The organism is Delftia acidovorans SPH-1 (assembly GCF_000018665.1).
GTDB classification, from domain to species: domain Bacteria; phylum Pseudomonadota; class Gammaproteobacteria; order Burkholderiales; family Burkholderiaceae_C; genus Comamonas; species Comamonas acidovorans.
Genome location: NC_010002.1, coordinates 2,653,903 through 2,679,946, shown reverse-complemented (window position 1 = coordinate 2,679,946; position 26,044 = coordinate 2,653,903). Strand labels below are relative to the sequence as shown.

The 26,044-nt window shown below is 67.6% G+C and carries 20 protein-coding genes and 1 pseudogene; 13 read left to right on the top strand and 8 right to left on the bottom strand.

Annotation, left to right across the window (positions count from 1 at the left end):
- Positions 1–23 precede the first annotated feature (23 nt).
- The 9 genes and pseudogenes from DACI_RS12115 to DACI_RS12075 all read left to right on the top strand — a co-directional run bounded on the left by DACI_RS12115 (position 24) and on the right by DACI_RS12075 (position 13,566).
- Entirely contained in the window at positions 24–728 is a 705-nt protein-coding gene (locus DACI_RS12115) for a succinate dehydrogenase iron-sulfur subunit (protein WP_012204344.1), read from the top strand.
- Positions 728–1,027, top strand: coding sequence for an FAD assembly factor SdhE (locus DACI_RS12110; protein WP_012204343.1), 300 nt, complete (start codon positions 728–730; stop codon positions 1,025–1,027). The genes DACI_RS12115 and DACI_RS12110 overlap by 1 nt, the downstream gene beginning before the upstream one ends.
- 25 nt (positions 1,028–1,052) lie before the next feature.
- Positions 1,053–2,363: a citrate synthase gene (locus tag DACI_RS12105; protein ID WP_012204342.1), complete on the top strand. Its 1,311-nt coding sequence runs from the start codon at positions 1,053–1,055 to the stop codon at positions 2,361–2,363.
- Positions 2,364–2,567: 204 nt separating this feature from the next.
- A pseudogene (locus DACI_RS12100) lies at positions 2,568–2,804 on the top strand (peptidoglycan recognition protein family protein); the annotation flags it as partial.
- A 143-nt stretch (positions 2,805–2,947) separates the two neighbouring features.
- On the top strand, positions 2,948–4,183 hold the full coding sequence (locus tag DACI_RS12095; RefSeq protein WP_050771835.1) for an efflux RND transporter periplasmic adaptor subunit: 1,236 nt from the start codon (positions 2,948–2,950) through the stop codon (positions 4,181–4,183).
- A gap of 54 nt (positions 4,184–4,237) precedes the next feature.
- Complete coding sequence (locus DACI_RS12090) at positions 4,238–7,396, top strand: efflux RND transporter permease subunit (RefSeq protein ID WP_050771885.1); 3,159 nt, start codon at positions 4,238–4,240, stop codon at positions 7,394–7,396.
- Positions 7,393–10,692 carry an efflux RND transporter permease subunit gene (locus DACI_RS12085; protein WP_012204338.1) on the top strand — a complete coding sequence of 1,100 codons (3,300 nt, stop codon included), beginning with the start codon at positions 7,393–7,395 and terminating at the stop codon, positions 10,690–10,692. Before DACI_RS12090 ends, DACI_RS12085 begins: the two co-directional genes overlap by 4 nt.
- Positions 10,689–12,128 carry an efflux transporter outer membrane subunit gene (locus DACI_RS12080; protein ID WP_012204337.1) on the top strand — a complete coding sequence of 480 codons (1,440 nt, stop codon included), beginning with the start codon at positions 10,689–10,691 and terminating at the stop codon, positions 12,126–12,128. The genes DACI_RS12085 and DACI_RS12080 overlap by 4 nt, the downstream gene beginning before the upstream one ends.
- A 121-nt stretch (positions 12,129–12,249) precedes the next feature.
- Positions 12,250–13,566: a DEAD/DEAH box helicase gene (locus DACI_RS12075; protein WP_012204336.1), complete on the top strand. Its 1,317-nt coding sequence runs from the start codon at positions 12,250–12,252 to the stop codon at positions 13,564–13,566.
- An 11-nt stretch (positions 13,567–13,577) separates the two neighbouring features.
- Here DACI_RS12075 and DACI_RS12070 read toward each other — a convergent pair whose 3' ends face one another.
- Positions 13,578–14,615 carry a GlxA family transcriptional regulator gene (locus DACI_RS12070; protein WP_012204335.1) on the bottom strand — a complete coding sequence of 346 codons (1,038 nt, stop codon included), beginning with the start codon at positions 14,613–14,615 and terminating at the stop codon, positions 13,578–13,580.
- Between the two features lie 238 nt (positions 14,616–14,853).
- Between DACI_RS12070 and DACI_RS12065 the strand changes: the two genes are divergently transcribed.
- Together DACI_RS12065 and fghA are read left to right on the top strand one after the other, a co-directional pair.
- The gene (locus DACI_RS12065; RefSeq protein WP_012204334.1) at positions 14,854–15,963 is read left to right on the top strand and encodes an S-(hydroxymethyl)glutathione dehydrogenase/class III alcohol dehydrogenase; all 1,110 of its coding nucleotides are present in this window, start codon (positions 14,854–14,856) and stop codon (positions 15,961–15,963) included.
- Positions 15,964–16,211: 248 nt separating this feature from the next.
- Positions 16,212–17,084, top strand: coding sequence for an S-formylglutathione hydrolase (gene fghA, locus DACI_RS12060; RefSeq protein WP_012204333.1), 873 nt, complete (start codon positions 16,212–16,214; stop codon positions 17,082–17,084).
- Between the two features lie 127 nt (positions 17,085–17,211).
- Here the strand turns inward: fghA and phnX are convergent, their stop codons facing one another.
- From phnX to phnD, 5 genes are read right to left on the bottom strand one after another with little or no spacing between them, the layout of a single operon-like run.
- Positions 17,212–18,057 (bottom strand): phosphonoacetaldehyde hydrolase, encoded by an 846-nt coding sequence (phnX, locus tag DACI_RS12055; protein ID WP_012204332.1) that lies wholly within the window; start codon positions 18,055–18,057, stop codon positions 17,212–17,214.
- A 54-nt stretch (positions 18,058–18,111) separates the two neighbouring features.
- Positions 18,112–19,200 carry an iron-containing alcohol dehydrogenase PsrA gene (psrA, locus tag DACI_RS12050; RefSeq protein WP_012204331.1) on the bottom strand — a complete coding sequence of 363 codons (1,089 nt, stop codon included), beginning with the start codon at positions 19,198–19,200 and terminating at the stop codon, positions 18,112–18,114.
- A 47-nt stretch (positions 19,201–19,247) separates the two neighbouring features.
- On the bottom strand, positions 19,248–20,093 hold the full coding sequence (phnE, locus tag DACI_RS12045; RefSeq protein ID WP_013803443.1) for a phosphonate ABC transporter, permease protein PhnE: 846 nt from the start codon (positions 20,091–20,093) through the stop codon (positions 19,248–19,250).
- Entirely contained in the window at positions 20,093–20,971 is an 879-nt protein-coding gene (gene phnC / locus DACI_RS12040) for a phosphonate ABC transporter ATP-binding protein (RefSeq protein WP_012204329.1), read from the bottom strand. Before phnC ends, phnE begins: the two co-directional genes overlap by 1 nt.
- Positions 20,968–21,855 (bottom strand): phosphonate ABC transporter substrate-binding protein, encoded by an 888-nt coding sequence (gene phnD / locus DACI_RS12035; protein WP_043781298.1) that lies wholly within the window; start codon positions 21,853–21,855, stop codon positions 20,968–20,970. The genes phnC and phnD overlap by 4 nt, the downstream gene beginning before the upstream one ends.
- Positions 21,856–22,036: 181 nt before the next feature.
- Between phnD and DACI_RS12030 the strand changes: the two genes are divergently transcribed.
- Positions 22,037–22,888, top strand: a complete 852-nt coding sequence (locus tag DACI_RS12030) for a LysR substrate-binding domain-containing protein (protein WP_012204327.1) — start codon at positions 22,037–22,039, stop codon at positions 22,886–22,888.
- Between the two features lie 31 nt (positions 22,889–22,919).
- Here the strand turns inward: DACI_RS12030 and DACI_RS12025 are convergent, their stop codons facing one another.
- Together DACI_RS12025 and DACI_RS12020 are read right to left on the bottom strand one after the other, a co-directional pair.
- A complete protein-coding gene (locus DACI_RS12025; protein ID WP_012204326.1) occupies positions 22,920–23,894 on the bottom strand; it encodes a Bug family tripartite tricarboxylate transporter substrate binding protein in 975 nt (324 codons plus the stop codon).
- Positions 23,895–23,929: 35 nt separating this feature from the next.
- Positions 23,930–25,054 carry a mandelate racemase/muconate lactonizing enzyme family protein gene (locus DACI_RS12020; protein ID WP_012204325.1) on the bottom strand — a complete coding sequence of 375 codons (1,125 nt, stop codon included), beginning with the start codon at positions 25,052–25,054 and terminating at the stop codon, positions 23,930–23,932.
- Positions 25,055–25,160: 106 nt separating this feature from the next.
- On the opposite strand from DACI_RS12020, the gene DACI_RS12015 reads away from it, so the two are divergent.
- Complete coding sequence (locus DACI_RS12015) at positions 25,161–26,027, top strand: LysR family transcriptional regulator (protein WP_043781293.1); 867 nt, start codon at positions 25,161–25,163, stop codon at positions 26,025–26,027.
- Positions 26,028–26,044 lie beyond the last annotated feature (17 nt).

The window sequence follows — 26,044 nt, the reverse complement described above, 5'->3', positions numbered from 1 at the left end:
GCAGCCCACGAGAGAACAGACAAATGAAGCGCACTTTCAAGATCTACCGCTACGACCCGGACAAGGATGCCAAGCCCTACATGCAGACCGTCGAGGTCGAGCTGGACGGCCACGAGCGCATGCTGCTGGACGCCCTGGTCAAGCTCAAGGAGATGGACCCCTCCATCTCGTTCCGCCGCTCCTGCCGCGAAGGCGTGTGCGGCTCGGACGCGATGAACATCAATGGCAAGAACGGCCTGGCCTGCCTGACGAACATGAAGACCCTGCAGGGCGACATCGTTCTCAAGCCCCTGCCCGGCCTGCCCGTGATCCGCGACCTGATCGTGGACATGACGCAGTTCTTCAAGCAGTACCACTCGATCAAGCCGTACCTGCAGAACGACAGCTTCGCGTCTCCCACCAAGGAACGCCTGCAGTCGCCTGAAGAGCGCGAAGAGCTCAACGGCCTGTACGAGTGCATTCTGTGCGCCAGCTGCTCCACCAGCTGCCCCAGCTTCTGGTGGAACCCCGACAAGTTCGTGGGCCCGGCCGGCCTGCTGCAGGCCTACCGCTTCATCGCGGACAGCCGCGACGAGGCCACGGGTGACCGCCTTGACAACCTGGAAGATCCGTACCGCCTCTTCCGTTGCCACACCATCATGAACTGCGTGGACGTGTGCCCCAAGCACCTGAACCCCACGCAGGCCATTGGCAAGATCAAGGAACTGATGGTCCGCCGGGCCATCTGATGACCATGACGAATACTCTGCTCGACGAACGCGAGCGAGACCTGCTGCGCTGGCGCTGCCGGCGTGGCCTGGTCGAGAACGACCTGTTCATCGCGCAGTTCTTCGCCACCTACGGAGACCAGCTCACGCGGAGACACGCGAGCGGTCTGTCTGCCTTGATGGACCTGGCAGACAACGACCTGATGGACCTCTTCTTGCGCCGCAAGGAGCCTGAAGGTGAACTCGATACCCAAGAAATCAGGGAAGTTCTGGAACTGGTGCGCAAGCGCAAGCCCGGTTCTCTCCCGCTAGTAGGCTAGGCAATCTAGAGAAGGAAGTTTGGAAATGAAACTCGCAGACAACAAAGCAACGCTGTCATTCAGCAACGGCGCTCCCAGCGTCGAGCTGCCCGTCTACCAGGGCAACGTCGGTCCCGACGTGGTGGACATCCGCAAGCTGTACGCGCAGACCGGCATGTTCACCTATGACCCGGGCTTCCTCTCTACCGCCTCGTGCCAGTCCGCCATCACCTACATCGATGGCGACAAGGGCGAGCTGCTGTACCGCGGCTACCCCATCGAGCAGCTGGCCAAGAACTGCGACTACCTCGAGACCTGTTACCTGCTGCTGTACGGCGAGCTGCCCAACGAGTCCGAGAAGGCCGACTTCGTCGAGCGCGTGACCAAGCACACCATGGTCAACGAGCAGATGCAGTTCTTCCTGCGTGGTTTCCGCCGTGACGCCCACCCCATGGCCGTCCTGACGGGTCTGGTCGGCGGCATGTCGGCCTTCTACCACGACAACATGGACATCAACAACGCCGAGCACCGCGACATCGCCGCGATCCGCCTGATCGCCAAGATGCCCACGCTGGTCTCCATGGCCTACAAGTACGGCATCGGTGCGCCGTACATGTACCCCAAGAACGACCTGAGCTACGCCGGCAACTTCATGCGCATGATGTTCGGCAACCCCTGCGAGGAGTTCAAGGTGAACCCCGTGGTCGAGCGCGCGCTGGACCGCATCTTCATCCTGCACGCAGACCACGAGCAAAACGCCTCCACCTCCACCGTGCGCCTGTGCGGCTCGTCGGGCACCAACCCCTTCGCCGCCATCTCGGCCGGCGTGGCCTGCCTGTGGGGCCCTGCCCACGGCGGCGCCAACGAAGCCTGCCTGAACATGCTGGAATACCTGCAGGCCAACGGCGGCGTTGCCAAGGTCGGCGAGTTCATGGAACAGGTCAAGGACAAGAACAGCGGCGTCAAGCTGATGGGCTTCGGCCACCGCGTCTACAAGAACTACGACCCCCGCGCCAAGCTCATGCAGGAAACCTGCAATGAAGTGCTGGCCGAACTGGGCCTGGAAAAGGACCCCCTGTTCGCACTGGCCAAGGAAGTCGAGAAGATCGCCCTGGAAGACGACTACTTCGTGCAGCGCAAGCTCTACCCGAACGTGGACTTCTACTCCGGCATCGTGCAGCGCGCCATCGGCGTGCCCGTGAACCTGTTCACCGGCATCTTCGCCCTGGCCCGCACCGTGGGCTGGATCGCCCAGCTCAACGAGCAGATGGCCGACCCCGAGTACAAGATCGGCCGTCCCCGCCAGCTGTTCACGGGCTCCGTGTCCCGCGACGTCAAGCCGATCGGCCAGCGCTGATCGCAGGTCCGGGCCTCAGCGGCCCGGCACCCAAAAGCCCCATGCCTTTGCATGGGGCTTTTTTCATTTGCGAGCCCACCGCTCCAGAAGGCCGCACCAGTCCTAGGAACACCATTTTCCCTATCGTGGCATGCCCATTGATTGAGCCTATCCACCTTAAGGTGGCCGTTGACCCTCCCTCAAACGGGATGGAGCCGCAGCGCAATGCCCGCTGCCATTCAACGCAACCCCGGGACTCACATGCTTGTCGAAATCAACAAGGACGGAATGCTCATCCATGCGCGCGTCAAGAATGCGCGCAGCCCCGCCATCGAGAGAGGAAAGCGGACCGCCGCCATCACCGGCATCGTCGTGCACCAGACCGATGCCAACACGGCCCGGTCTTCGCTCAACAGCTACAGGAACCCGAAGGCCAATGGGGCGCACTTGCTGATCGATGAGACACATCTGCATGTCCATTCACTCGATACCTTTGAACCGAAAGCCCCAGGCGCACTGTAAATAGCCCGCAAATCTGGCATTGGCCTACAAAACGAGCAGTGCATGGCGAACATATGCTGCCGTCAGACTTTGCGCGAGGTTTTATGCAGGACACCGTGCCCCCACCACCATCGCAACAGCGGCCAGGCAAGCGCCGCCCGCTCGCCTGGATCATTGCATTGCTCATCCTCATCGCCATCGGAGCGGCGGTCTGGGTGCATCTGCAAGGCGCGCATTCATCGGCGCGCCGCCCGCAGGCACAGTCCGTGGGCGTGGCCACGGCCGCGCGCGGAGACATGCCCGAAATGCTTTCCGCGCTGGGGACGGTGACCCCCGAGTCCACGGTCACGGTGCTGCCCCAGCTCAGCGGCTATCTCACCGAGGTCGGCTACCGCGAGGGGGAGATGGTCAGCAAGGGCCAGTTCCTGGCACAGATTGACGCACGCCAGTACGAGATCACGCGCCAGCAGGCCGAAGCCCAACTGGCCAAGGATCAGGCGGCTCTCGCGCAGGGACAGGCCGACCTGCAGCGCTATGCCCAGCTCAACGAACGCAAGTCCATCGCGCCGCAGACCTATGCAGACCAGCAGTTCCTAGTGCAGCAGCAGCAGGCCGCCATCAAGGCCGACCAGGCCGCCATCGCCCAGGCCCGGCTCAACATCAGCCTGTGCCACATCACCGCGCCCGTTGCAGGACGGGTGGGACTGCGGCTGGTCGATCCGGGCAACTATGTGACGGCCTCCAGCCAGCCCGGCATCGCCGTCATCACCAGCATCAAGCCCACGACGGTGGAGTTCAACGTGCCGCAGGCCTCGCTGGACCGCGTGCTGCAGCGCTTCCACTCGGGGGAACCGCTGGCCGTGGTGGCCCTGAGCAGCGACAACGGCCGGCAGGTGGCCAGCGGCACGCTGTACGCCATCGGCAACCAGATGGCGACCGGCACGGGCACGGTGACGCTTCGGGCCCGGTTCGCCAACGATGACGAGGCGCTGTTTCCCAACGAGTTCGTAAACGTGCGCCTGCATGTGGACACGCTCAAGGACGTGGTGCTCGTGCCCACGGCCGCCATCCAGACCGGCGCACCAGGCAGCTTCGTCTTCCTGGTGAATGCCGATCGCAACGCGGTCACGGTACGAAAGGTGGCCACAGGCCCCGCCGATGGCAGCCACACCGTGGTCACCCAGGGCCTGGTGGCTGGCGACACCGTGGTGGTGGATGGCGTGGACCGGCTGAGCGACGGAGCGCGCGTGGCGCTGCAGGGCGCAGCACCTCAGGCGGCCAAGGCAGCGGACACGGTAGGCACGCCGGCACCGGCCCCTGCCCCTGCCCCTGCCCGCTGAGATGCGCCGAGCACTCCGCACCGCGCTGGCCCGAACCACAGCGAGCGTTCCATGCTGAACATTTCCCGCCCCTTCATCCTGCGCCCGGTCGCCACCACCTTGCTGACGCTGGCCATGGTGGTCGTGGGGCTGGTGGCCATGCGTTTCCTGCCGGTCTCTTCCCTGCCCAGCGTGGACTACCCCACGGTCCAGGTACAGACCTTCTACCCCGGTGCCAGCCCCGACGTGATGTCCACCACGGTCACCGCGCCGCTGGAGGTGCAGCTCGGCCAGATCCCGGGACTGCAGCAGATGACCTCGTACAGTTCGGCTGGCGCATCGGTGATCACGCTGCAGTTCGATCTGGCGCAGAGCCTGGACGTGGCCCAGCAGAACGTGCAGCAGTCCATCAATGCGGCGGCCAGCTTTCTTCCCACGGGCCTGCCCGCCCCGCCCACCTATGCCAAGGTCAATCCGGCGGACCAGCCCATACTCACGCTGGCGGTGACCTCCCGGTCCATGTCGCTCACGCAGCTGCAGGACGTGGCCAACAGCCGGTTGGCCGCTAAGATTTCAGAGGTCGCGGGCGTGGGTCTGGTGGTCAGCGCGGGCGGCAACGTGCCGGCCATCCGCGTGGAGGCCGATCCGCAGAAGCTGGCCGCCTATGGCCTCAACCTCGACGACCTGCGCACGCTGCTGGCCAATGTGAACGTGAGCCAGCCCAAGGGCAATTTCGACGGCGAAGCCCTGGACTACACCATCAACTCCAACGACCAGATCAGCGATCCGCAGCAGTATCTGGACACCGTGCTGGCCTACCAGAACGGTGCCCCCGTGCATCTGCGCGACGTGGCGCGCGTGAGCCAGGCCGCGCAGGACGTGGAGCGCGGTGCCTGGTACAACGGCACGCCGGCCATCGTGCTCAATGTGCAGCGCCAGCCCGGTGCCAACGTGATCAAGACGGTGGACCAGATCATGCGCCTGCTGCCCGGCCTGCGCGCCACCCTGCCCGCAGGCATGGAAGTGACGGTGGCGCAGGACTCCACGGGCATGATCCGAGCCTCCGTCAACGACGCGGCCTTCGAGCTGGTGCTGGCCGTGGCGCTGGTGGTGGCGGTGATCTTCGTGTTCCTGCGCAACCTGCCGGCGACCATCATCCCGAGCATCTCGGTGCCGGTCTCGCTGATCGGCACCATGGCGCTGATGTATGAGCTGGGCTACTCCATCGACAACCTCTCGCTGATGGCCCTGATCATCGCCACCGGTTTCGTGGTGGACGACTCCATCGTCATGATCGAGAACGTGGTGCGCTACCTTGAAGAAGGCATGCCGCCATTGCAGGCCGCGCTCAAGGGCGCGGGCCAGATCGGCTTCACCATTCTCTCGCTCACCATCTCGCTGATCGCGGTGCTGATCCCGCTGCTGTTCATGGGCGGCGTCATCGGCAGGCTGTTCAGCGAGTTCGCGGTGACGCTGGCCGTGACCATCGGGCTGTCGGCCGTGGTCTCACTGACCGTGGTTCCCATGCTGTGCGCCCGCATCCTGCGGGCGACGCCGCAGCGCAGGCCCAGCCGCTTCGAAAAGGCCAGCGAGGGCCTGTTCAACCGCACCCTGGCGGGCTACGAACGCGGCCTGGCCTGGGTGCTCGACCACCAGACGCTGACCCTGCTTGTGGCCGCCGTCACCGTGCTGGTCACGGTTCTGCTCTATGTGGTCATTCCCAAGGGCCTGTTCCCGGTGCAGGACGTGGGCGTGATCCAGGGCATCAGCGTGGCGGACAACTCCGTCTCGTACAAGGCCATGGAACAGCGCCAGGCGACGCTGGCGGGTGCCATTCTCAAGGACCCCGACGTGCGGGGCCTCACCTCCTATGTGGGCGTGGACGGCATCAACACCACACTGAGCAACGGGCGCTTTCTGATCTACCTGAAGGACCGTGACCAGCGCAGCAGCTCCGCCGCCGACGTGGCGCGCAGGCTGCAGCAATCGGTGGCCGGCGTGGCGGGCATCCACCTGTACCTGCAGCCCGAGCAGGACCTGACGCTGGATACCACGGTATCGCCCAACCAGTACAGCTTCGCGCTGCGGGGACCCAGCCGCGAGATACTGCAGCAGTACGTGCCGCCACTCATGCAGCAACTGCGGCAAATCCCCTCGCTCAGCGATGTGAGCAGCGATCTGGACAACCTGGGCCTGGCCGTGAACGTGGAAGTCAACCGCGAACTGGCCGCACGCTATGGCATCACGGCCGCCACCATAGACAACGCGCTGTATGACGCGCTGGGCCAGCGCATCGTCTCCACCATCTTCCAGCAGGCAGGCCAGTACCGTGTGATCCTGGTGGCCAAGCCGGAAACGCTGCCTGATGTGACATCCCTGGGCAACCTCTATCTGCCCAGCCAGACGGCCAGCGGCGGGCAGGTGCCCCTGAGCGCCATCGCCAAGCTGCAGATCACGCGCGTGCCGCTGTCCATCTCACACCTGGGGCAGTTCCCGGCCGCCACGATATCGTTCAACCTCAAGCCCGGCGCATCGCTGAGCACGGCGGTGAGCGACATCCGCAAGGCCTTCGCGGGGGCGCAGCTGCCAGGCTCCGTCACCACTGCGTTCCAGGGCGCGGCGGCAGCGTTCGAGGACTCGCTGTCCAGCGAGGTCTACCTGCTCATTGCAGCACTGGTGGCCGTCTATGTGGTGCTGGGCGTACTCTACGAGAGCTACATCCATCCGGTCACCATCCTGTCCACGCTGCCGTCGGCGGGCATAGGCGCCTTGCTGGCTCTGATGCTCGCAGGCAAGGATCTCGATGTGATCGGCATCATCGGCATCGTGCTGCTCATCGGCATCGTGAAGAAGAACGCGATCATGATCGTGGACTTCGCGCTGGAGGCCGAGCGCGAGCAGGGCAAGCCGCCGCGCGACGCGATCTTCGAGGCATCGCTGCTGCGCTTTCGGCCCATCCTCATGACCACCTTCGCGGCCATGCTGGGCGCGCTGCCCATGCTGCTGGGCACCGGAACGGGTTCGGAGTTGCGCCGTCCGCTGGGGCTGGCCATCATCGGCGGCCTGGCGTTCAGCCAGGTGCTGACGCTGTTCACCACGCCAGTGATCTATCTGTTCTTCGACCGCATGGCACGCCGCTTCCGTCGAGACGGACGTGAGGGGCGTGAGGGGCGTGACACCGGTGGCGACGGGCCCGAGCCGCCCACGCTGCCGCCGCCGGAGGCCACGCCATGAACATCAGCGCACCCTTCATCCTGCGACCCGTCGCGACCAGCCTGCTGGCCCTGGCGCTGCTGGTGTCGGGCGTGCTCGCGTATTTCCAGTTGCCGGTGGCGCCCCTGCCCAACGTCACCTTCCCCGTGATCGTGGTGCAGGCCAGCATGGCGGGGGCCAGCCCGGAAACCATGGCCTCCACGGTGGCCGCGCCGCTGGAGCGACGGCTGGGCACCATTGCCGATGTCACCCAGCTCACCTCGGTCAGCAGCGTGGGCTCCTCCTCCATCGTGGTGCAACTGGGGCTGTCGCGCGACATCAATGGCGCGGCGCGCGACGTGCAGGCCGCGATACAGGCCGCGCGCGGCGATCTGCCCAGCACGCTGCGCAGCAATCCCACCTACCGCGAGTTCAACCCAGCAGACACGCCGGTGGCCGTGCTCGCGCTGACCTCGGACACCCTGACCAAGGCGCAGCTCTACGACTCGGCCAGCTCGGTGATACAGCAGCAGTTGTCGCAGCTGAGCGGGGTGGGCCAGATCACGCTGGGCGGAGGTGCCCTGCCCTCGGTGCGCGTGGAGCTGGAGCCCGGCAAGCTGGCCAGCTACGGCATCGGGCTGGAAGACGTGCGCGCGGCCATAGGCGCAGCCAACGCCAACAGCGCCAAGGGCCATCTGGATGAAGGGCCGCAGCGCTTCCAGGTGCTGTCCAACGACCAGATCTCCAAGGCCGCGCCCTACCGCGACCTGGTGATCGCCTACCGCAACAACGCAGCCGTGCACCTGTCGGACGTGGCCAGCGTGCAGGACTCCAACGAGAACCTGCGCAACGCCGGCCTTTACAACGGCAAGTCGGCCGTGCTGGTCATCGTCTACCCCATGCCGGGCAGCAACATCGTCAAGACGGCGGCGCAGATCCGGGCAGTGCTGCCCGTGGTGCAGGCCAGTCTGGCAGGGGACATCCGCCTCGCCCTGGTGCTGGACCGCTCGGAGTCGGTCAACGCCTCGGTGTCGGATACCGAGCGCACCCTGTTCATTGCGGTCCTGCTGGTGATCGGCGTGGTCTTCGTGTTCCTGCGCTCGCCACGCGCCGTGCTGATCCCGGCCGTGGCGCTGCCGCTGTCCATCGTCGGCAGCTTCGGGCCCATGTACCTGCTGGGATACAGCATAGACAACCTCTCGCTCATGGCCCTGACCATCGGCACGGGCTTCGTCGTGGATGACGCCATCGTGGTGCTGGAGAACATCATGCGGCACATGGAGGACGGCATGCCTCCCAGGGAGGCGGCGCTGCGCGGCAGCGCAGAGGTGGGATTCACGGTGATGTCCATGAGCCTGTCGCTGATCGCGGTGTTCCTGCCCATCCTGCTCATGCCGGGCATCGTCGGGCTGCTGTTCCATGAGCTGGCGATGACGCTGTCCATCGCCATCCTGCTGTCGCTGGTGGTCTCGCTGACCGTCACGCCCACGATGTGCGCCTACCTGCTCACGCGCGAGTCGCTGGACCGCCCGCCCACCCGGGTGCGCAGGGCGCTGGAGGCCGGGTTCGAGCGGTTCAGGCAAGGCTACAGCCGGTCGCTGGACGCGGTGCTCGACCATGCGCTGCTCACGGGCATCGTGCTGGTGCTGCTGGTGGCCGGCAATGTGGCGCTGCTGCGCCATGTGCCGGGCACCTTCTTTCCCGAGCAGGACACGGGCATTCTGATCGGGCAGATCATTGCGGACCAGAGCATCTCGTTCCCCGCCATGGAGAAAAAACTCGCCCAACTGCAGCAGATCGTGCAGGACGACCCCGCCGTCCAGGCGGTGGCGGGCTTCACCGGTGGGCGGGCGCTGAATTCGGCCAATGTCTTCATCCAGCTCAAGCCCCTGTCCCAGCGCGGCCTGTCGGCCTCGCAGGTGGTGGACCGCCTGCGGCCCCGGCTCAATGCGGTGTCCGGTGCCCGGCTGTTCCTGCAGGCGCAGCAGGACCTGCGCATCGGCGGGCGGCAGTCGGCCGCCGAATACCAGTACACGCTGACCTGCGACGACGCGCAGACGCTCAATGTCTGGGTGCCCCGGCTGCTCGAACAGCTGGGCAGCCAGCCCGGCAGGCTGCTCGACCTGAACTCCGACCTCCAGCAACACGGCCTGCAGACCTTCGTGACCGTGGACCGCGCCATGGCCGCGCGCTACGGCTTTCAGCCCAACCAGATCGACAGCGTGCTCTACGACGCCTTCGGCCAGCGCACGGTCTCCACCATCTACAACCCGCGCAACCAGTATTTCGTGGTCATGGAGTACGCACCGCGCTACTGGCAGTCGCCCGAGGCCCTGGACCAGATCTATCTCAGCACGGCCGCCGCCAACTCCGCAGGCACGCAGCAGACGCAGATGTCGGGCAGGCTGGTTTCGGGGATCACGGTCTATCACGCCACGGGCGCCACAGGTGCCACCACCACAGGCGCAGGCAGCGCCCAGGCCAACCTGCTCAACAACGCCATCTCCAACAGCCGCGGCGGCAGCTCCAGCGGCAGCGCCGTCGCCACGGCGGCGGAGACCATGGTGCCGCTGTCGGCGCTGGCCACCTGGAGCAGCAGCCACACGGCCACCCAGGTGAACCACCAGGGCGGCACGGTGGCCGCCACCATCTCCTTCAACCTGCCACAGGGCGGCTCGCTGAGCCAGGCGCAGCAGGCCATAGACGAGGCGGTCGCGCAGATCCGGATGCCGGCCACGGTCCACGGCTCTTTTGCCGGTGCGGCCCAGGCCTACGCCCAGTCCGTGGGCGCGGTGCCGCTGCTGATCCTTGCGGCCCTGGCAACGGTCTACCTGGTGCTGGGCGTGCTCTACGAAAGCGCCATCCATCCCCTGACGATTCTCTCGACACTGCCCTCGGCCGGCATAGGCGCCACGCTGGCGCTGCTGATCTTCGACACGCCGTTCTCGGTGATCGCCATGATCGGCGTGATCCTGCTGATCGGCATCGTCAAGAAGAACGGCATCATGATGGTGGACGTCGCCATACAGGAGCAGCGCATGGCCGGCAGGAATGCGCGCGAGGCCATCCACGGCGCCGCCGTGCTGCGGCTTCGGCCCATCATGATGACCACGGCTGCAGCCGTGCTGGGCGCGGTGCCGCTGGCCATCGGCATAGGACAGGGCGCATCGCTGCGCCAGCCGCTGGGCATCACGGTGATGGGCGGGCTGATCCTGAGCCAGGTCTTCACCCTCTACACCACGCCGGTGATCTATCTCTTCCTCGACCGGCTGCGCGCGCGCCTGGCGCGCTCGGCCTGGCGCATGCCCTGGAACCGCGCAGAGGAGTCCCTGCCATGACAAGCCCCCGTTTTCCCCGCACCGTGACCGCCGCGCTCTGCGCCGCCGTTCTGGCCGGCTGCGCGAGCGGGCCGGCCTATGTAAAGCCGGCCATGGAACTGCCCGCGGCCTATAGCGAACTGCCAGGCTGGACGCAGGCACGGCCCGACGCCGAGGGCCCCAAGGGCGACTGGTGGACGGCTTTCAGCGACCCGCTGCTCGACGAACTGGGCCCCCAGGTGGCCGTCTCCAACCAGAACGTGCGGCTCGCGTATGCCAATTACCAGAAAGCCACGGCCGCCATCCAGGCAGCGCGCGCAGCGCTGTTCCCTACATTGGGCATCAACGCCTCCGCGTCACGCCAGCAGGCCGGCTCCGGGGGCCCGGCCACCAGCAAGTCCGTGCAGGCGGCGGTGAGCTGGTCCCCCGACCTCTGGGGCCAAGTGCGCGACAGCGTGCAGCAGAGCCAGGCGCTGGCCCAGGTGAGCGCGGCCACCCTGGCCAACGCAACGCTGTCCGCGCAGGTGGCGCTGGCCACGGCGGTGATGGAATTGCGCGTGTCCGACGAGAACGCCCGCCTGCTGCAGCGCGCCGTGGACTCCTACCGCGAAAGCCTGCGCGTGGTCACCGAGCAGGACAGCGCGGGCACCGTGCCGCCCTCCAACCTGTATGCGGCGCGCACCCAGCTGGAGACTGCCCAGGCCAGCCTCGTGGCCGTGGGCATGGCCCGCGCCCAGTATGCGCACGCCATCGCCGTCCTCGTGGGGAAGACCCCGGAAGAAATGCAGATCGCCCCCGCGCCCACCATGCCGGATCTTCCGGACGTGCCCGTCGGCCTGCCGTCCACGCTCTTGCAGCGGCGCCCCGACATTGCCGCCGCCGAACGCCAGATGGCGGCGGACAACGCGGCCATCGGCGTCGCGCATGCGGCCTTCTACCCCTCGGTCACGCTGTCGGCCGCCGGCGGCTTGGCGGGTGCGCTCGGCGCCAGCAACCTGATCTGGTCGCTGGGCGCATCGCTGGCCGCCAGCATCTTCGATGGCGGCGCGCGCAGCGCGCAGCTGAACGAGGCGCGCGCCCAGTACGATGCATCGGTGGCCAGCTACCGCGGCACCGTGCTCACGGCGTTGCAGGATGTGGAAAATGATTTGTCGTCACTTCGCATACTGCAACAGCAGCACCAGGTGCTGGACGCCGCCGTGCAGGACGCCACGCAAAGCGCGCGCATCGCGCTGAACGAGTACGAAGCCGGCACTGTGGACTACACCACCCTGGCCACTGCCCAGGCCACGCAGATCAGCAACCAGCAGTCCCGGCTCAACGTGCGGCTGCAGCAACTGGTGAGCACCGTGACGCTGATCGGCGACCTGGGCGGCGGATGGGATGCTGCGCGGCTGGATGCCATGGTGCCGCCGCACGCTGCGGACGCAAAGCGGCCCGGCAGCGCGCAGCCCTGAGGCCCGCCATGCCCCCGCGCACCCAGGGACGGCCGCTTTCGCCGACAATGCGCCCCCTGCCCTCCCATGACGGCCGAATCACCGCCCCAGGGGATTGCGGCACCAGCACTTCCTGCACACCATGAACTTTGCCTCCCTCGGCCTGAGCCCGGCGCTGGTCTCCAGCCTCCAAGACCTGGGCCTGGTCGATCCCACGCCCATACAGACCCAGTCCATCGCCCCCGTGCTTGCGGGCCGCGACCTCTGGGCCTGTGCGCCCACGGGCTCGGGCAAGACGGCCGCCTACCTGCTGCCGCTGCTGCAGCGCTGGATGGATGGCGGCAAGGCCCAGGGTGCCCAGGGCGGCTTTGTGCGAACCCTGACCACGCTGATCGTGGTGCCCACGCGCGAGCTGGCCCAGCAGGTGGGCGAGACGCTGTCCGACCTGGGCCGCGCGCTCAAGCAGCCGCCGCGCATCGGCGTGGTCTATGGCGGCGTGTCCATCAATCCGCAGATGATGATGCTGCGCGGCAGTGCCGACTTCCTGGTGGCCACGCCGGGCCGCCTGCTGGACCTGGTGGAGCACAACGCCGTGCGCCTGTCCGCCGTGCGCCACCTGGTGCTGGACGAGGCCGACCGCCTGCTGGACCTGGGCTTCCAGGACGAGCTGCAGCGCGTGCTGGCCCTGCTGCCGAAGCAACGCCAGACCCTGCTGTTCTCGGCCACCTATCCCGATGCCGTGCAATCGCTGGCCACGGGCCTGCTGCACGATCCCGTTCAGGCCCGCGTCGATGCCGCCGAAGGCCAGGATGCCGCCAGCCCGCAAAGCATCACCCAGCGCGCCATTGCCGTGGACCGCGCGCGCCGCACGCAATTGCTGCGCCAGCTGGTGCAGGGCGACACCGCTGCGGGCACCGACCCTGTCACGCTCGAACGTGCCCTGGTCTTCGTGGCCACGCGCCACACGGCCGAACTGGTGGCTGAAAAGCTCTACAAGGCCGGCATCTTCGCCACGGCCTTCCATGGCGACCTGAGCCAGGGCGCACGCAAGGAAGCGCTGGCCGACTTCAAGGCCAAGCGCTGGCAGGTGATGATCACCACCGACCTGGCGGCGCGCGGCATCGACATCACCCAGCTGCCCCTGGTCGTCAACTACGACCTGCCACGCTCGGCCACCGACTATGTGCACCGCATCGGCCGCACGGGCCGCGCGGGCGAGGACGGCACGGCCATCAGCTTCGTGACGCCGGCCGACCAGGCGCACTGGGCGCTGATCTGCAAGCGCAACCAGCTGGACCTTGAACTGGAGCAGTTGCCGGGCTTCGAGCCCACCGAGCCCGTGCCGCCGCCTCCGGTGGCGCAGGACGGCAACGGCGGCATCAAGGGCCGCCGCCCCAGCAAGAAGGACAAGCTGCGCGCCGCGGCCGCCGAAGCAGCCGAGTCCGCAAAAAAGAACTGAGCGTTTCCGGTTCAGCCCGCGCCGCCTCGCCCGCCAAAGCGATCCCGGTACGCCACCGGGGTAATGCCCAGGTGGCGCACGAACAGGTGGCGCAGCGCCTGCTCCGAGCCCAGGCCCACGCGCGCGGCCACGGTCTTGAGTGGGAGATGGGCCTGGCTTTCCAGCAGTTGCTTGGCCGCCTCCAGCCGCGCGCTCTCCACAAAGGCCGTGGGGCTTTGCCCGGTTTCCTGCTGGAACACGCGGCGCAGGTGCCGCTCGCTCATATGGGCCTGCTCGGCCATTTGCGCAAGGGTCAGGGGCTCGGCCAGATGGGCCATCACCCACTGCTGCACGGCCTGCACGCCGCCGTGCTGCGCGGCCTGGGCCGCCAGCGGCACGCTGAACTGCGACTGCCCGCCGGGGCGCTTGAGGTACATGACCAGGTCGCGCGCCACCTCCAGCGCCAGCGCGTGGCCGAAATCCTCCTCCACCACGGCCAGCGCCAGGTCGATGCCGGCCGTCACGCCGGCCGAGGTCCACAGCTGGCGGCTGCCTGCGCCATCGCGGATTTCCTCGCGCAGGTAGATGGCATCGGCATCGACCTGCACGCGCGGATGGCGCTGTGCCAGTTGCGCCGTCACGCTCCAGTGCGTGGCCGCGCGCCGGCCGTCCAGCAAGCCCGCCTCGGCCAGGAAGAAGCTGCCCGAGCACAGCGCAATCAGCCGCTGCACACGCGGCGCCACGCGGCCCAGCCAGGCGACCAGCTCGGCCGAGCCGCCCAGCACCTGCTCGATATGGCGCGAGCCCACGACGACCACGGTGCAGCCCATGCCTGCGGCCTCCAGCCCGGCCAGCGTATGCGTGGCCTCCAGCGACATCAGCGTGTCCGAGCGCACGGGCCCTTGCCGCTGCGAGACCACGCGCACCTCGTAGCCGTCGCTCTGGCCGCGCGCGCGCAGGTGCACGTTGGCATAGTCGAACACCGACATGGGCCCTATGGCCTCCAGCGCCTTGAAGCCGGGGTAGACGACAAGATCGATGCGGTGGGCGCTGGCGTGGCGGTGGTCCATGGGAAACGACGGGCTCGGAGGCGGTCAGGGTGGAAAGAATGGGGCGGACTATACGAAAAGACGCAAGCACCCACGGCCAGCAGGCCCGGCCGAAGCCGGCCACACCCCTCAGATTCGGACATATCACCTGGGGCTGCGGCCATGATGCGGCCGGGCCGCCCAGCCATGGCCTACATTCAAGGCTTCGCGGAGCGCGCGCACTGCCGTTCCTGAGCCACCCCGACAGAAAGACACGCCCATGAAATCCAAAGCCGCCGTCGCCTTCAAGGCTGGAGAACCCCTGCAGATCGTCGAGATCGACGTGGCCCCCCCGAAGAAGGGCGAGGTCCTGATCAAGATCACCCACACCGGCGTCTGCCACACCGATGCGTTCACGCTGTCGGGCGACGACCCGGAAGGCATCTTCCCCGCCGTGCTCGGCCATGAAGGCGCGGGCATCGTCGTCGAGGTCGGCGAAGGCGTGACCAGCGTCAAGCCCGGCGACCACGTCATCCCGCTGTACACCGCCGAATGCGGCGAATGCCTGTTCTGCAAGAGCGGCAAGACCAACCTGTGCGTTTCCGTGCGCGCCACCCAGGGCAAGGGCGTGATGCCCGACGGCACCACGCGCTTTTCGTACAACGGCGAGCCCATCTACCACTACATGGGCTGCTCCACCTTCAGCGAGTACACCGTGGTCGCCGAAGTCTCGCTGGCCAAGATCCACCCCGATGCCAACCCCGAGCAGGTCTGCCTGCTGGGCTGCGGCGTGACCACGGGCCTGGGTGCCGTCAAGAACACCGCCAAGGTCCAGGAAGGCGACACCGTGGCCGTGTTCGGCCTGGGCGGCATCGGCCTGGCCGTGATCCAGGGCGCCAAGCTGGCCAAGGCCGGCCGCATCATCGCCGTGGACACCAACCCCTCCAAGTTCGACCTGGCCCGCACCTTTGGCGCCACCGACTGCGTGAATCCCAAGGATTTCGACAAGCCCATCCAGCAGGTCATCGTCGAGATGACGGGCTGGGGCGTGGACCACAGCTTCGAGTGCATCGGCAACGTCAACGTGATGCGTGCCGCCCTGGAATGCGCGCACCGCGGCTGGGGCCAGTCGGTCATCATCGGCGTGGCCGGCGCGGGCCAGGAAATCTCCACACGACCCTTCCAGCTGGTGACGGGCCGCAAGTGGCTGGGCACGGCCTTCGGCGGCGTCAAGGGCCGCAGCGAGCTGCCCGGCATGGTCGAGCAGGCCATGAGCGGCGAGATCCAGCTGGCCCCCTTCGTCACGCACACCATGGGCCTGCCGGAGATCAACGAGGCTTTTGACCTGATGCACGAAGGCAAGTCCATCCGCTCCGTCGTCGTGTACTGAAGCTCCCCCTGAGGCGCTGCGCGCCTTCCCCCGTTGCACGGCGCCTCTCTACTCGCTACGCGAGGGAGGGGGACGACGCCCTCGGCTGGGCGCCCCCGCCGCGAGGCGGCTCTTGCTCGGCGCCTCTCGCCTGGGCAGCGCCAGTTTCATGGGCCGTTGACCGTGTATAGCGTATCAACTCCCATCTTTGAATGCTGCACGCACCGCTTGCCAAGGTGCCCGTAGCATTTTTCTTTTTGAGGAACACCATGTCCGCACTGCCGCCCCTGGAACTCAAGAACGCCCATGCCTGCTTCGGCGGCGCACAGCGTTTCTACGAGCATTTCTCCGCCGAGATCGGCCTGAACATGAAGTTTTCGGTCTTCCTGCCGCCCAAGGCCGTGGCCGGCGAGAAGGTGCCCGCCGTGCTCTACCTGGCTGGGCTGACCTGCACCGAAGAGACCTTCATGACCAAGGCCGGCGCCCAGCGCCTGGCCGCCGAGCTGGGCATTGCGCTGATCGCGCCCGACACCAGCCCGCGCGGCGCAGGGCTGCCCGGCGAGGCCGATGCCTGGGACTTCGGCGTGGGCGCGGGCTTCTACCTGGATGCCACGGCCAAGCCCTGGGCGCTGCACTGGCGCATGGAAAGCTATCTGCTGGGCGAGCTGCTGCCGCTGATCGCCGCACGCCTGCCCATTGACGCGCAGCGGCTGGGCATCTTCGGCCACTCCATGGGCGGCCACGGCGCGCTCACGCTGGCGCTGCGCCATCCGGGCCGCTTCAAGAGCCTTTCGGCCTTCGCGCCCATCGCCAACCCCGTCAACTGCCCCTGGGGCCAGAAAGCCTTCTCAGGCTATCTGGGCGATGACCGCAAGGCCTGGGAAGCCCATGACGCCAGTTGCCTGATGGCCGCGCAGACCCAGGCGCCCTACCCGACCGGCATCCTCGTGGACCAGGGCCTGGCCGACAAGTTCCTGATCGAAAAGCAGCTGCTGCCCGAAGCCTTCGAGGCCGCCTGCGCCCAGGCCGGCCAGCCGCTGACGCTGCGCCGCCACGGCGGCTACGACCACGGCTACTACTTCATCCAGAGCTTCATTGATGACCATCTGCGCCATCATGCAGAGCAGTTGAGTACCCCCTGAGGCGCTTCGCGCCTTCCCCCTGAAAGGGGGACGACAGCCTCGCTGCGGGGCGGCCCTTGCTTGCTGTCCCTGGGTTGGAGCGCGCCAGTTTCAAAGATTGGGCACAAGACCATAGAACGGGCGCGTCTCACCCAGGCATGCGCCCCGCACGCATGTCCTGCGCAATACGCTCCAGTACCTGCGGCAGGTCCTTCACGCTGGCGATCACGTGGTGGGCGCCGGCTGCGCGCAGCTTGGCCTCGGCGCGGGCCACGCGCTCGCGCACTTCTTCGGCGGGGGCGGCGGCCAGTTCGGCGGGGGAGTAGCCGACTTCGTTGCCGGACAGGGTCAGGCCCACGGTCCACATGCCGGCGTTGCGGCCTTCCTCGATGCCGGGCACGGTGTCGTCCACCTTCACGCAGGCGCGCACGTCGCCGATGCCCAGCGCCAGCACATTGGCCAGCGCCATGAAGGGGCCGGGGCGGCCGCCTGCGGCCATTTCATCGCCGGCCACCACATGGTCGGGAGCCAGGCCGTTGGCCGCTGCCTGGGGCAGCAGCTGGTTCAGGACTTCACGCGGATAGCCCGAGCACGAGCCCACCTTCAGGCCCTGCGCGCGCAGCCAGCCCAGCAGCTCGGGGGCGCCTTCGATGGGTGCCGAGAACTCACCGACCTTGGCGATCTGCATGGGCATGAAGCGGGCGTAGATGGCATCCACGTCGGCGTCGCCAGGCTGCTGGCCGAAGGCCTTGTGCCATTGCGCGCGGATGCCCTCGTCCTGCAGCAGCTCGTGGATGTGCTGCCACTTGGACAGGCCCATGGGGCCGCGAGCCTGGGCCAGGGTGATGGTGATGCCGAAGCTGGCAAAGGCCTCGACAAAGATCTGCGTGGGCGCCAGCGAGCCGAAATCGACCAGGGTGCCGGCCCAGTCGAAGATGACGGCCTGCAGCGGCGACAGATCGGCGGCGGCGGTGGAGACGGTGGTGTGGTTCATGGTGCTTTTTGACTAGGAAAGAGGTTCAAACAGAAGAGGGCCGCACGCGCCTGTTCATTCCAGCGTGCGGATGAAATTGCGCCCGCGCGGGCCGGATGCGGCCGACTGCAGCAGCTGCTGCCACTCATCCCCAGGCACGCCGTAGTGGGCGGGATCGGTGGCCACGCCCAGGCCTTCGAGGAAGTTGCGCAGGCGCTGCACGGCCAGCTCGCCCGTGGCGGCATCGAAGATGGACAGCAGGGCCGCGTCGGCCTGGTCGTCGGCGCCCAGGGCCATCTCCAGCACCAGTGGCAGGCTGAACGAGCAGGCAATGCCGTGGGCCACGCCATGGCGCAGCGTGATGTCGTAGGACAGCGAATGCGCCAGCGCCGTGCGGGTGTTGGAGAAGGCCAGGCCGGCCATCAGGGCGGCCTCGGCCATGCGGCTTCGCAGCGGCAGGCTGCCCAGGTCCTGCATCAGCGCGGGCAGCGTGGCCAGGGTGCGGCGCGCGGCGCCCACGGCCAAGGTGGTGGAGACGGGATTGCGGTGCCGGTTCCAGATGGACTCCAGCGCATGCGACAGCGCATCCAGCCCCGAGGCCAGCGTGGCGCCGGCCGGCAGGCTTTGCATGAGCTGCGCGTCGATGATGGCGGCCTCGGGCCAGGTCCAGTGCTGGTGCAGCGAGTGCTTGCGGCCAGCGGCCTGGTCCCAGATCGTGGCCCAGGGCGTGACCTCGCTGCCCGTGCCGGCCGTGGTGGGGATGGCGATCAGCGCCTTGTGGCCTGCGGCCGGCAGGGCCAGCCCCTGCTCCAGGGCCTGCAACAGCTCGCCGAAACGCCGCGTGGGCGTGGCGCACATCAGCGCCTTGGCCGAGTCGATGGCGCTGCCGCCGCCCAGGGCCACGATGCACGGGACCTCGGCGTATTCGCGGTGCACGCGGTCATACAGCGGGGCCAGCCACTGCACATCGGGGTTGGGCGCAATGCCGTCCACCACGCCGCGCAGCTGGCTGCCCAGCCGTTGGCGCAGCTGCTGCACCAGGCCCAGGGATTCGGCCTCGGGAAACGTCACCAGCAGGCAGTCGCGCCCGGCCAGCAGCTCGGGCAGGCGGTCCAGGCGGCCGGGGCCGGCATGGATGGCAACGGGGTTGTGATAGGTCCACACAAATCGGTCCTTTGAATGAAACGGGGGCGCCGGGAAAAGCGCAGCCCTCAATGGCGGGTGCCCTGCTGGATGCGGCGGCGCAGCCAGTGGGAGACGAGATCGGCGGCGATCACCATCACGGTGATGACCACGATGCAGGTGGCCGTCTCCTGGTAGCGGAACAGCTTGAGGCTGCCGACCAGCTCGAACCCCAACCCGCCCGCGCCCACCATGCCCAGCACCGTGGCCGAGCGCAGGTTGACCTCGAAGCGGTAGAGCACGACCGCGATCCAGGCCGTGATGGCCTGCGGTATCACGCCGAAGACGATGAGCTGCAATTGCGTGGCGCCTGCGCTGCGCAGGGCCTGCAGCGGGCCGTCGTCGATCTCTTCGATGCTCTCGGCGAAGAACTTGCCCAGCATGCCCATGCCATGCAGGGCCAGGGCCAGCACGCCGGGAAACGGCCCCAGGCCCACGGCCGAGACAAAGACCAGCGCCAGGATCAGCTCGTTGATGCTGCGCACCACGTTCAGGAACTGCCGCGTGATGCGCCGCAGCCAGTGCCAGCCATGCAGGTTGCTGGCGGCGATGAAGGACAGCGGCAGCGCCAGCACCACGGACAGCAGCGTGCCCCAGATGGCGATCTGCACCGTCTCCAGCGCGGGCGCCATCAGGCGCGGCAGCATGCTCCAGTCCGGCGGCACGGAGCGCGCCACGAAGTCTGCGATCTGGGGCATGCCTGCCGCCAGTTCGCCCCAGCTCATCTGCGCGCCGCCCGCGCTCCAGTGCAGCACCCAGGCGATGGCCAGGGCCGCAGCCGCATAGCCGGTCCAGCCCAGGGCGCCGTGGGGGCGCGGCGCGGTCCATTGCCAGCGGTCGCGCGGCTCGGGGCTCCAGGAATTGGCGCTGGTCATCACAGTCCTCCTGCGGGCGCGCTGGCCCGCATCCACGAGGCAGGCACCGGCGCCTGCGCATGCAGGCCGGCAGGCCCTATGGCCGCCGTGCCCGGAGGTGTGTCCGGTTCTGCGCCCTGCCCTGCGCCTTGACCTGCAGTGGGCTGCGCATGGTAGATGGCCTGCAGCGCGGCCTCGTCCAGCGCCTGCGGCGATCCGTCATAGACCATGCGGCCCTGGGCCAGGCCCAGCACGCGGTCACCGAACTCCCGCGCGTAGTCCACCTGGTGCAGGTTGCAGACCACGGCAATGCCCAGTTCGCGCGTGGCATCGCGCAGGTACTGCAGCACGCTGCGCGCGGTCTTGGGGTCCAGGCTGGCCACGGGCTCGTCGGCCAGGATGACCTGGGGCTGCTGGGCCAGCGCGCGGGCAATGCCCACGCGCTGCATCTGCCCGCCCGACAGCGCCTCGGTGCGCTCCAGCGCCTTGTGGGCCAGGCCCACGCGCTCCAGGCACTGGTCGGCCAGGCGGATATCGCTTTCGCGGAACAGCTGCAGCACCGAGGCCAGGGTGCCGGTCTGGCCCAGGCGCCCGGTCAGCACGTTCTTGCGCACCGACAGGCGCGGCACCAGGTTGTGGTGCTGGAAGACCATGGCCACGTGGCGAGCCAGCTCGCGCCGGCTGTGCCTGCCGCCGCCCAGCATCAGGTCCATGCCGCCCACCTCCAGCGTGCCGCTGTCGGCGCGGGCCAGGCCGTTCATGCAGCGCAGCAGCGTGGACTTGCCGGCCCCCGACAGGCCCAGCATGACGACGAACTCGCCGGGCTGCACATCCAGGTCGATGCCATGCAGCACATGGTTGCTGCCATAGCTCTTGCGCAATTGGCGGATGCGGATCATTTCATGCTCCCCAGGTCGAGCTTGAGCGCCTTGGCCGTCTGGCGTACCACGTCGTAGGCCTTGTCATCCGTGGCCGCGAAGCCGTCGAGCACACCCTGGTCGCCCCAGGGCAGGTCCTTGACCTCGGCCAGGGCCGCAGCCACCTTCTGCTTGGTGCCGGCGTCCAGGTTCTTGCGCCAGGTCATGGGCGACTCGGGAATGGGCTGGGAGCGCCAGACGATCTGGAAGTCCTCGCGCTTGACCAGGCCCTTGCTCACGGCCGAGTCGAAGATGCGATCGGCCACGGCCGCCGCATCCACCTTGCCGTTGGCCACGGCCATGATGCTGGCGTCGTGCGAGCCCGAGAAGATCACGCGCGAAAAGCCCTTGTCCGCATCGAAGCCCTCGGCCATCAACCCGGCCTTGGGAAACAGGTGGCCCGACGCCGAGGTCGGGTCCACAAAGGCAAAGCTGCGGCCCTTGAGATCGGCCACGCTGGCCGGGCCCTTGTCCTTGCGGGAGATCACCATGCTGTGGTACGCGCTCTTGCCCGTCTTCTTGGTCACGGCCACGGCAAAGGCCTCGGCGTCCGCCACCTGGCTGGCCAGCACGTACGAGAACGGGCCGAGGAAGGCGATGTCGATCTTGTTGGAGCGCAGCGCCTCGATCACGCCGTTGTAGTCATTGGCCACGAAGGGCCGCACCTTCATGCCGGTGCGGGTGGCCAGCTGGTCCATGACCTGCTGGCTGGCGCGGATCATGGCCTGCGCGTCCTCCGAGGGGATCAGCCCCACGCGCAGCTCGGCGCTCTGGGCAAAGGCGGCAGTGGTAGCGGTGGTGGCGGTGGCGGCCAGGGCCAGCACGGCTGCGGCATGGCGCAGCCAGGTCTTGCGGTTCATCTTCATGGGAGGGTTCCTTTGCATCAGGTCGGGCACATCGGCAGATCGGTGGATCCGTGAATCGCCGGCCAAATCGCCAGGCGGGTGGGGATGGCTGAATGCTAGGAGCGACATATTTCTGCCATGTGAAAGTTTCAGAATCGGTTTTGACAGCATCCATAGACAAAACCTTGAGATACCGACTTTCGTGAGCAACGCCCGCTACCGCGCCTTCATCGCCGTCGCCCACCACGGCAGCCTCAGCGCCGCCGCCCGCGCACTGGGCGTGAGCCAGCCCACCATCTCCACCCAGATCGCCACGCTGGAGCGCCAAAGCCAGATCGAGCTGTTCCACCGCCGCGGCTACCGCATGACGCTCACGGGCGCAGGCGCCAGACTGCTGTCCATGGCGCAGAAAATCATGGCGCTGGAGGCCGAGGCCGAGTTCTTCCTGCGCGACTCGGGGCAGTTGCACCAGGGCGAGCTCAAGATCGGCGCCGTGGGGCCCTTCCATGTGATCGAGATGGTGGCCGCCTACCGCGCACGGCACCCGGGCATGCAGCTGTCCATCCGCATGGGCAACTCGCAGCAGGTGCTGGCCGACCTGGAACGCTACGACACCGATGTGGCCGTGCTCGCCGGCCTCTACGACCGCCCGGAGCTGCTGGCACGCGAGTACGCGCGCCACGCCATCGTGCTGTTCGCCCATGTGGCCCATCCCTTCGCGCGGCGCAGCGAAATCGCGCTGTCCGAACTGCAGGGCCAGCCTTTGCTGCTGCGCGAGCACGGCTCGACCACGCGCACCGCGCTGGAATCGGTGCTGCAGGCCGCCGGCGTGCAGCCGCGCACCGAACTGGAGATCGGCAGCCGCGAAGCCATACGCGAAGCCGTGGCGCGCGGCCTGGGACTGGGCGCCGTGTCCGAAGCCGAATTCATCCCCGACCCGCGCTTTCGCCCGCTGCGCATCGCGGGCGACCCGGCCAGCACCACCACCTATGTCTATTGCATGCGCGAGCGCAGCGACAGCCTGCTGGTGAGGTCTTTTCTGGAGGCGATTTGAGGACCGCGCCGGGCCACCTCGGCACCCCGCCTCAGCCCTCCACCCTGATTCCGCGCGCCTGAATCAGCCGGGCCCACTTCGCCCGTTCATCGCGCATGAAGGCGTCAAAGCGCTGCGGCGTCCCCCCTCCATCCTCTGCGCCGAACTCTTCGAGCTTGGCCACCACATCGGGCATGGCCAGGATGCGGTTGACGTCCGCATTGATGCGGGCCACGAGATCGGCAGGCATTCTTGCGGGGCCCACCAGGCCGAACCAGATGCTCGCGTTGAACCCGGTATAGCCCTGCTCCGCCACCGTGGGAATCTCCGCGAAGGCCTTGGCGCGCTTCACGCCCGTCTGAGCCACTGCATGGACTTTTCCGCCCTTGATGAAGGGCGCCGCCGTGGTCATCCCCTCGAACGCGTAGTCGATCTGGCCGCCCAGCAGATCCGTCATCACGTTCGACGCGCCCTTGTACGGGATATGAAGCGCGGACACCGCCGCAGTCTGCTCGAACAGCGCCAGCGCAAGATGCTGGGCCGACCCCGTGCCCGAGGAGCCGAAGCTGACCTCCCCCGGCTTTTGCTTCAATGCGGCCAGCAGGCCCTGCATGGTGGCGGAAGCCTTGGGGCTGGCAACCAGGACCTGCGGGGTCTGGCCCACCAGGGCGATGGCGGAGAAGTCCCGCTCCGGCGAGAAGCCGAGCCTGGGATTGAGCGCAGGGGCAATGCCCAGGGCATTGATGTGGCCCATCATGAGCGTCTGCCCATCGGGCGCGGCCCTGGCGGCCTCGGCAGCGGCGATCAGCCCCGCCGCCCCTGGCCGGTTCTCGACGATGACGGGAATGGCCCACAGCTGGTTGAGCCGGTTGGCGATGATCCGCGCCAGGATGTCCGTGCCGCCGCCTGCCGAGAAGCCGACGAGGATTTTGACCGGGCCCGCTGGCGGCCTGGCCTGTGCAAAGCCCGGATGGGCATGCAGGGCGGTGGCTGCGGCGGCCGAGGTCAGGAACTGTCTGCGTTGCATGGCTTGTCTCCTTGGATGATGGGCTGGCGGCGGTCTTACGCCACCGAGGTCCAGCGGCCGAACCGGGACACCTGCGCCTCGTCGAAATTGAAGCCGAGCCCCGGCGTCTGGTGCAGCACGACACGGCCCTTTTCCTGCGCCAGCTGGCGGTCCAGCAGGCGGCGGAAGTTAAGCACCTGGTCATCCCAGAAGAACTCGACATAGCGCGCATTGGGGGTCGCGGCCACCAGCGGCGCGTGCACATCGTGGAACCAGTGCGGACACATCTGCAGCCCATAGCCCGCCGCCATGGCTGCGATGCGCTTCCACTCGGTGATGCCCCCGCAGACTGCGGCGTCGGTCTGCAGGATGGATGCGGCGCCCATGTCGAGCAGATGCTTGTGGTACCAGCGGCCATAGCCGATTTCCGCGGTGGCCACGGGAATGCGGGTGAGCTTTGCCAGGCGGGCGTGGCTTTCGACATCGTCGGGGCTGAACGGCTCCTCGATGAAATAGGGGTCGTATGCCTCCATGCGGCGCAGGTACTGCATGGCCTGCACGGTGTCCACCCAGCCGTTGTTGCAGTCCAGCATGAGCTCCACGTCCGGGCCGATGGCCTCGCGCGCCGCCTTCACGCGCGACTCCTCGCCCTGGGGCGACCAGCGGCCGGTCTTCATCTTGACCGCCTTGAAACCCAGTTCGACATAGCCGGCCATCTCCTCGCCGACATGGCCGGCGGTCTTGCCGTCCACGTAGTAGCCGCCGCTGGCATAGGCCGGCACCGTGTCCAGCTCCACCGCGCCCAGGTACTTGTGCAACGGCAGCTGGGCGGTGCGGGCATTGAGATCCCACAGCGCGATGTCGAGTGCGCTCAGTGCGCGCATCACGGTGCCCATGCGGCCTTGCAGCAGCGCCTCCTGGTACATCTCCTTCCACAGCCCTTCGACGGCCAGGCAATCGCGGCCCAGCAGCACAGGACCGAGCAGTTGCTCGACCGCTACGCGGAACAGCTCGCCCGCCGCATTGCCGACATAGCAAAAGCCGATGCCTTCGACGCCGTCGCTGCTGCGGACCTTGACCAGCCCGTAGTGGCGGTCGACCACGGTGCGGTTCGACAGGTAGGTGACCTTGTCCAGCGGCACGCGGGCAACGCAGACTTCAATGGATTCGATGAGGGGCATGTGCTCTCCTGACATGGTTTGGAAGCGGGAACGAGCGAACTTTGCGCTTCAGGAGATCTGCAACAAAGATGGTGTCCCATGGTTCAGATGACGCAAAATGCGTCGCATGGATTCGCGCTTTCTCCAGAGCTTCATTGCCGTCGTGGACTGCGGCTCGATGGCCGACGCCGCGCGCAGGCTGGACCTGCCGCCCACCACCGTGGCCCAGCAGATGCGTGCGCTGGAGGCCGACGTGGGCTGCGCACTGCTCACGCGGGTGGGCCGGACGGTGCGGCCCACCGTCGTGGGCGCCCGGATCGTGGAGCATGCGCGGGAGGTGCTCAAATCCGTGGAGAACCTGAGGTCGGCCGCCTCGGCCACCGAGCTTCCCGCAGGCCCATTGAGGCTGGGGGCAACGCCCACGGCGCTGATGGGCCTCGTGCCCCCGCTGCTGCGCCGGTGGATGAGCGCCCATCCGGCCGTGCGCGTCTACATCGAACCCGGCACCTCCTCACTGCTGCTGGACCAGGTGCAGGCCGGCCATCTGGATGCGGCCATCCTTGTGCACCCGGCCTTCGCCATGCCCAAGACCTGCGAATGGCGGCTGATGCGCAGCGAGGCGCTGATTCTTCTCGCGCCCCGGGACATGAAGGTGCGCGATCCGGTGCTCACGGCCGCACGCGAGCCCTTCATCCAGTACGACCGCAAGGTGGTGGCAGGAAAAATGGCGGATGAATACCTGCGGGGCCACGGCATCAAGCCAAAGGTCCGCTTCGAGCTGGACGGCATCGAGCAGATCGCACAGCTGGTTGCGGAAGGCTTCGGTGTCTCCATCCTGCCGGACTGGCCCGTGCTGGGACCGCCGGATGCCAGGACGCGCCGATGGCCGCTGCCCCCTCCGAGCCCGTCCCGCGAAGTGGGCATCGTGTGGCTGCGATCGTCGGTGCGCTCCCCGCTGGCGGCCGCCTTGTCCGAGCTGATCGATTCCCGCTAGCGGACCATGCCCTGGCC

Excerpts from the sequence above, each read along its gene's own strand:
- DACI_RS12115 (WP_012204344.1), top strand. The coding sequence starts at position 24 with ATGAAGCGCACTTTCAAGATCTACCGCTACGACCCGGACAAGGATGCC.
- DACI_RS12110 (WP_012204343.1), top strand. The coding sequence starts at position 728 with ATGACCATGACGAATACTCTGCTCGACGAACGCGAGCGAGACCTGCTG.
- DACI_RS12105 (WP_012204342.1), top strand. The coding sequence starts at position 1,053 with ATGAAACTCGCAGACAACAAAGCAACGCTGTCATTCAGCAACGGCGCT.
- DACI_RS12095 (WP_050771835.1), top strand. The coding sequence starts at position 2,948 with ATGCAGGACACCGTGCCCCCACCACCATCGCAACAGCGGCCAGGCAAG.
- DACI_RS12085 (WP_012204338.1), top strand. The coding sequence starts at position 7,393 with ATGAACATCAGCGCACCCTTCATCCTGCGACCCGTCGCGACCAGCCTG.
- DACI_RS12080 (WP_012204337.1), top strand. The coding sequence starts at position 10,689 with ATGACAAGCCCCCGTTTTCCCCGCACCGTGACCGCCGCGCTCTGCGCC.
- DACI_RS12075 (WP_012204336.1), top strand. The coding sequence starts at position 12,250 with ATGAACTTTGCCTCCCTCGGCCTGAGCCCGGCGCTGGTCTCCAGCCTC.
- DACI_RS12070 (WP_012204335.1), bottom strand. The coding sequence starts at position 14,615 with ATGGACCACCGCCACGCCAGCGCCCACCGCATCGATCTTGTCGTCTAC.
- DACI_RS12065 (WP_012204334.1), top strand. The coding sequence starts at position 14,854 with ATGAAATCCAAAGCCGCCGTCGCCTTCAAGGCTGGAGAACCCCTGCAG.
- fghA (WP_012204333.1), top strand. The coding sequence starts at position 16,212 with ATGTCCGCACTGCCGCCCCTGGAACTCAAGAACGCCCATGCCTGCTTC.
- phnX (WP_012204332.1), bottom strand. The coding sequence starts at position 18,057 with ATGAACCACACCACCGTCTCCACCGCCGCCGCCGATCTGTCGCCGCTG.
- phnE (WP_013803443.1), bottom strand. The coding sequence starts at position 20,093 with ATGACCAGCGCCAATTCCTGGAGCCCCGAGCCGCGCGACCGCTGGCAA.
- phnC (WP_012204329.1), bottom strand. The coding sequence starts at position 20,971 with ATGATCCGCATCCGCCAATTGCGCAAGAGCTATGGCAGCAACCATGTG.
- phnD (WP_043781298.1), bottom strand. The coding sequence starts at position 21,855 with ATGAAGATGAACCGCAAGACCTGGCTGCGCCATGCCGCAGCCGTGCTG.
- DACI_RS12025 (WP_012204326.1), bottom strand. The coding sequence starts at position 23,894 with ATGCAACGCAGACAGTTCCTGACCTCGGCCGCCGCAGCCACCGCCCTG.
- DACI_RS12020 (WP_012204325.1), bottom strand. The coding sequence starts at position 25,054 with ATGCCCCTCATCGAATCCATTGAAGTCTGCGTTGCCCGCGTGCCGCTG.
- DACI_RS12015 (WP_043781293.1), top strand. The coding sequence starts at position 25,161 with ATGGATTCGCGCTTTCTCCAGAGCTTCATTGCCGTCGTGGACTGCGGC.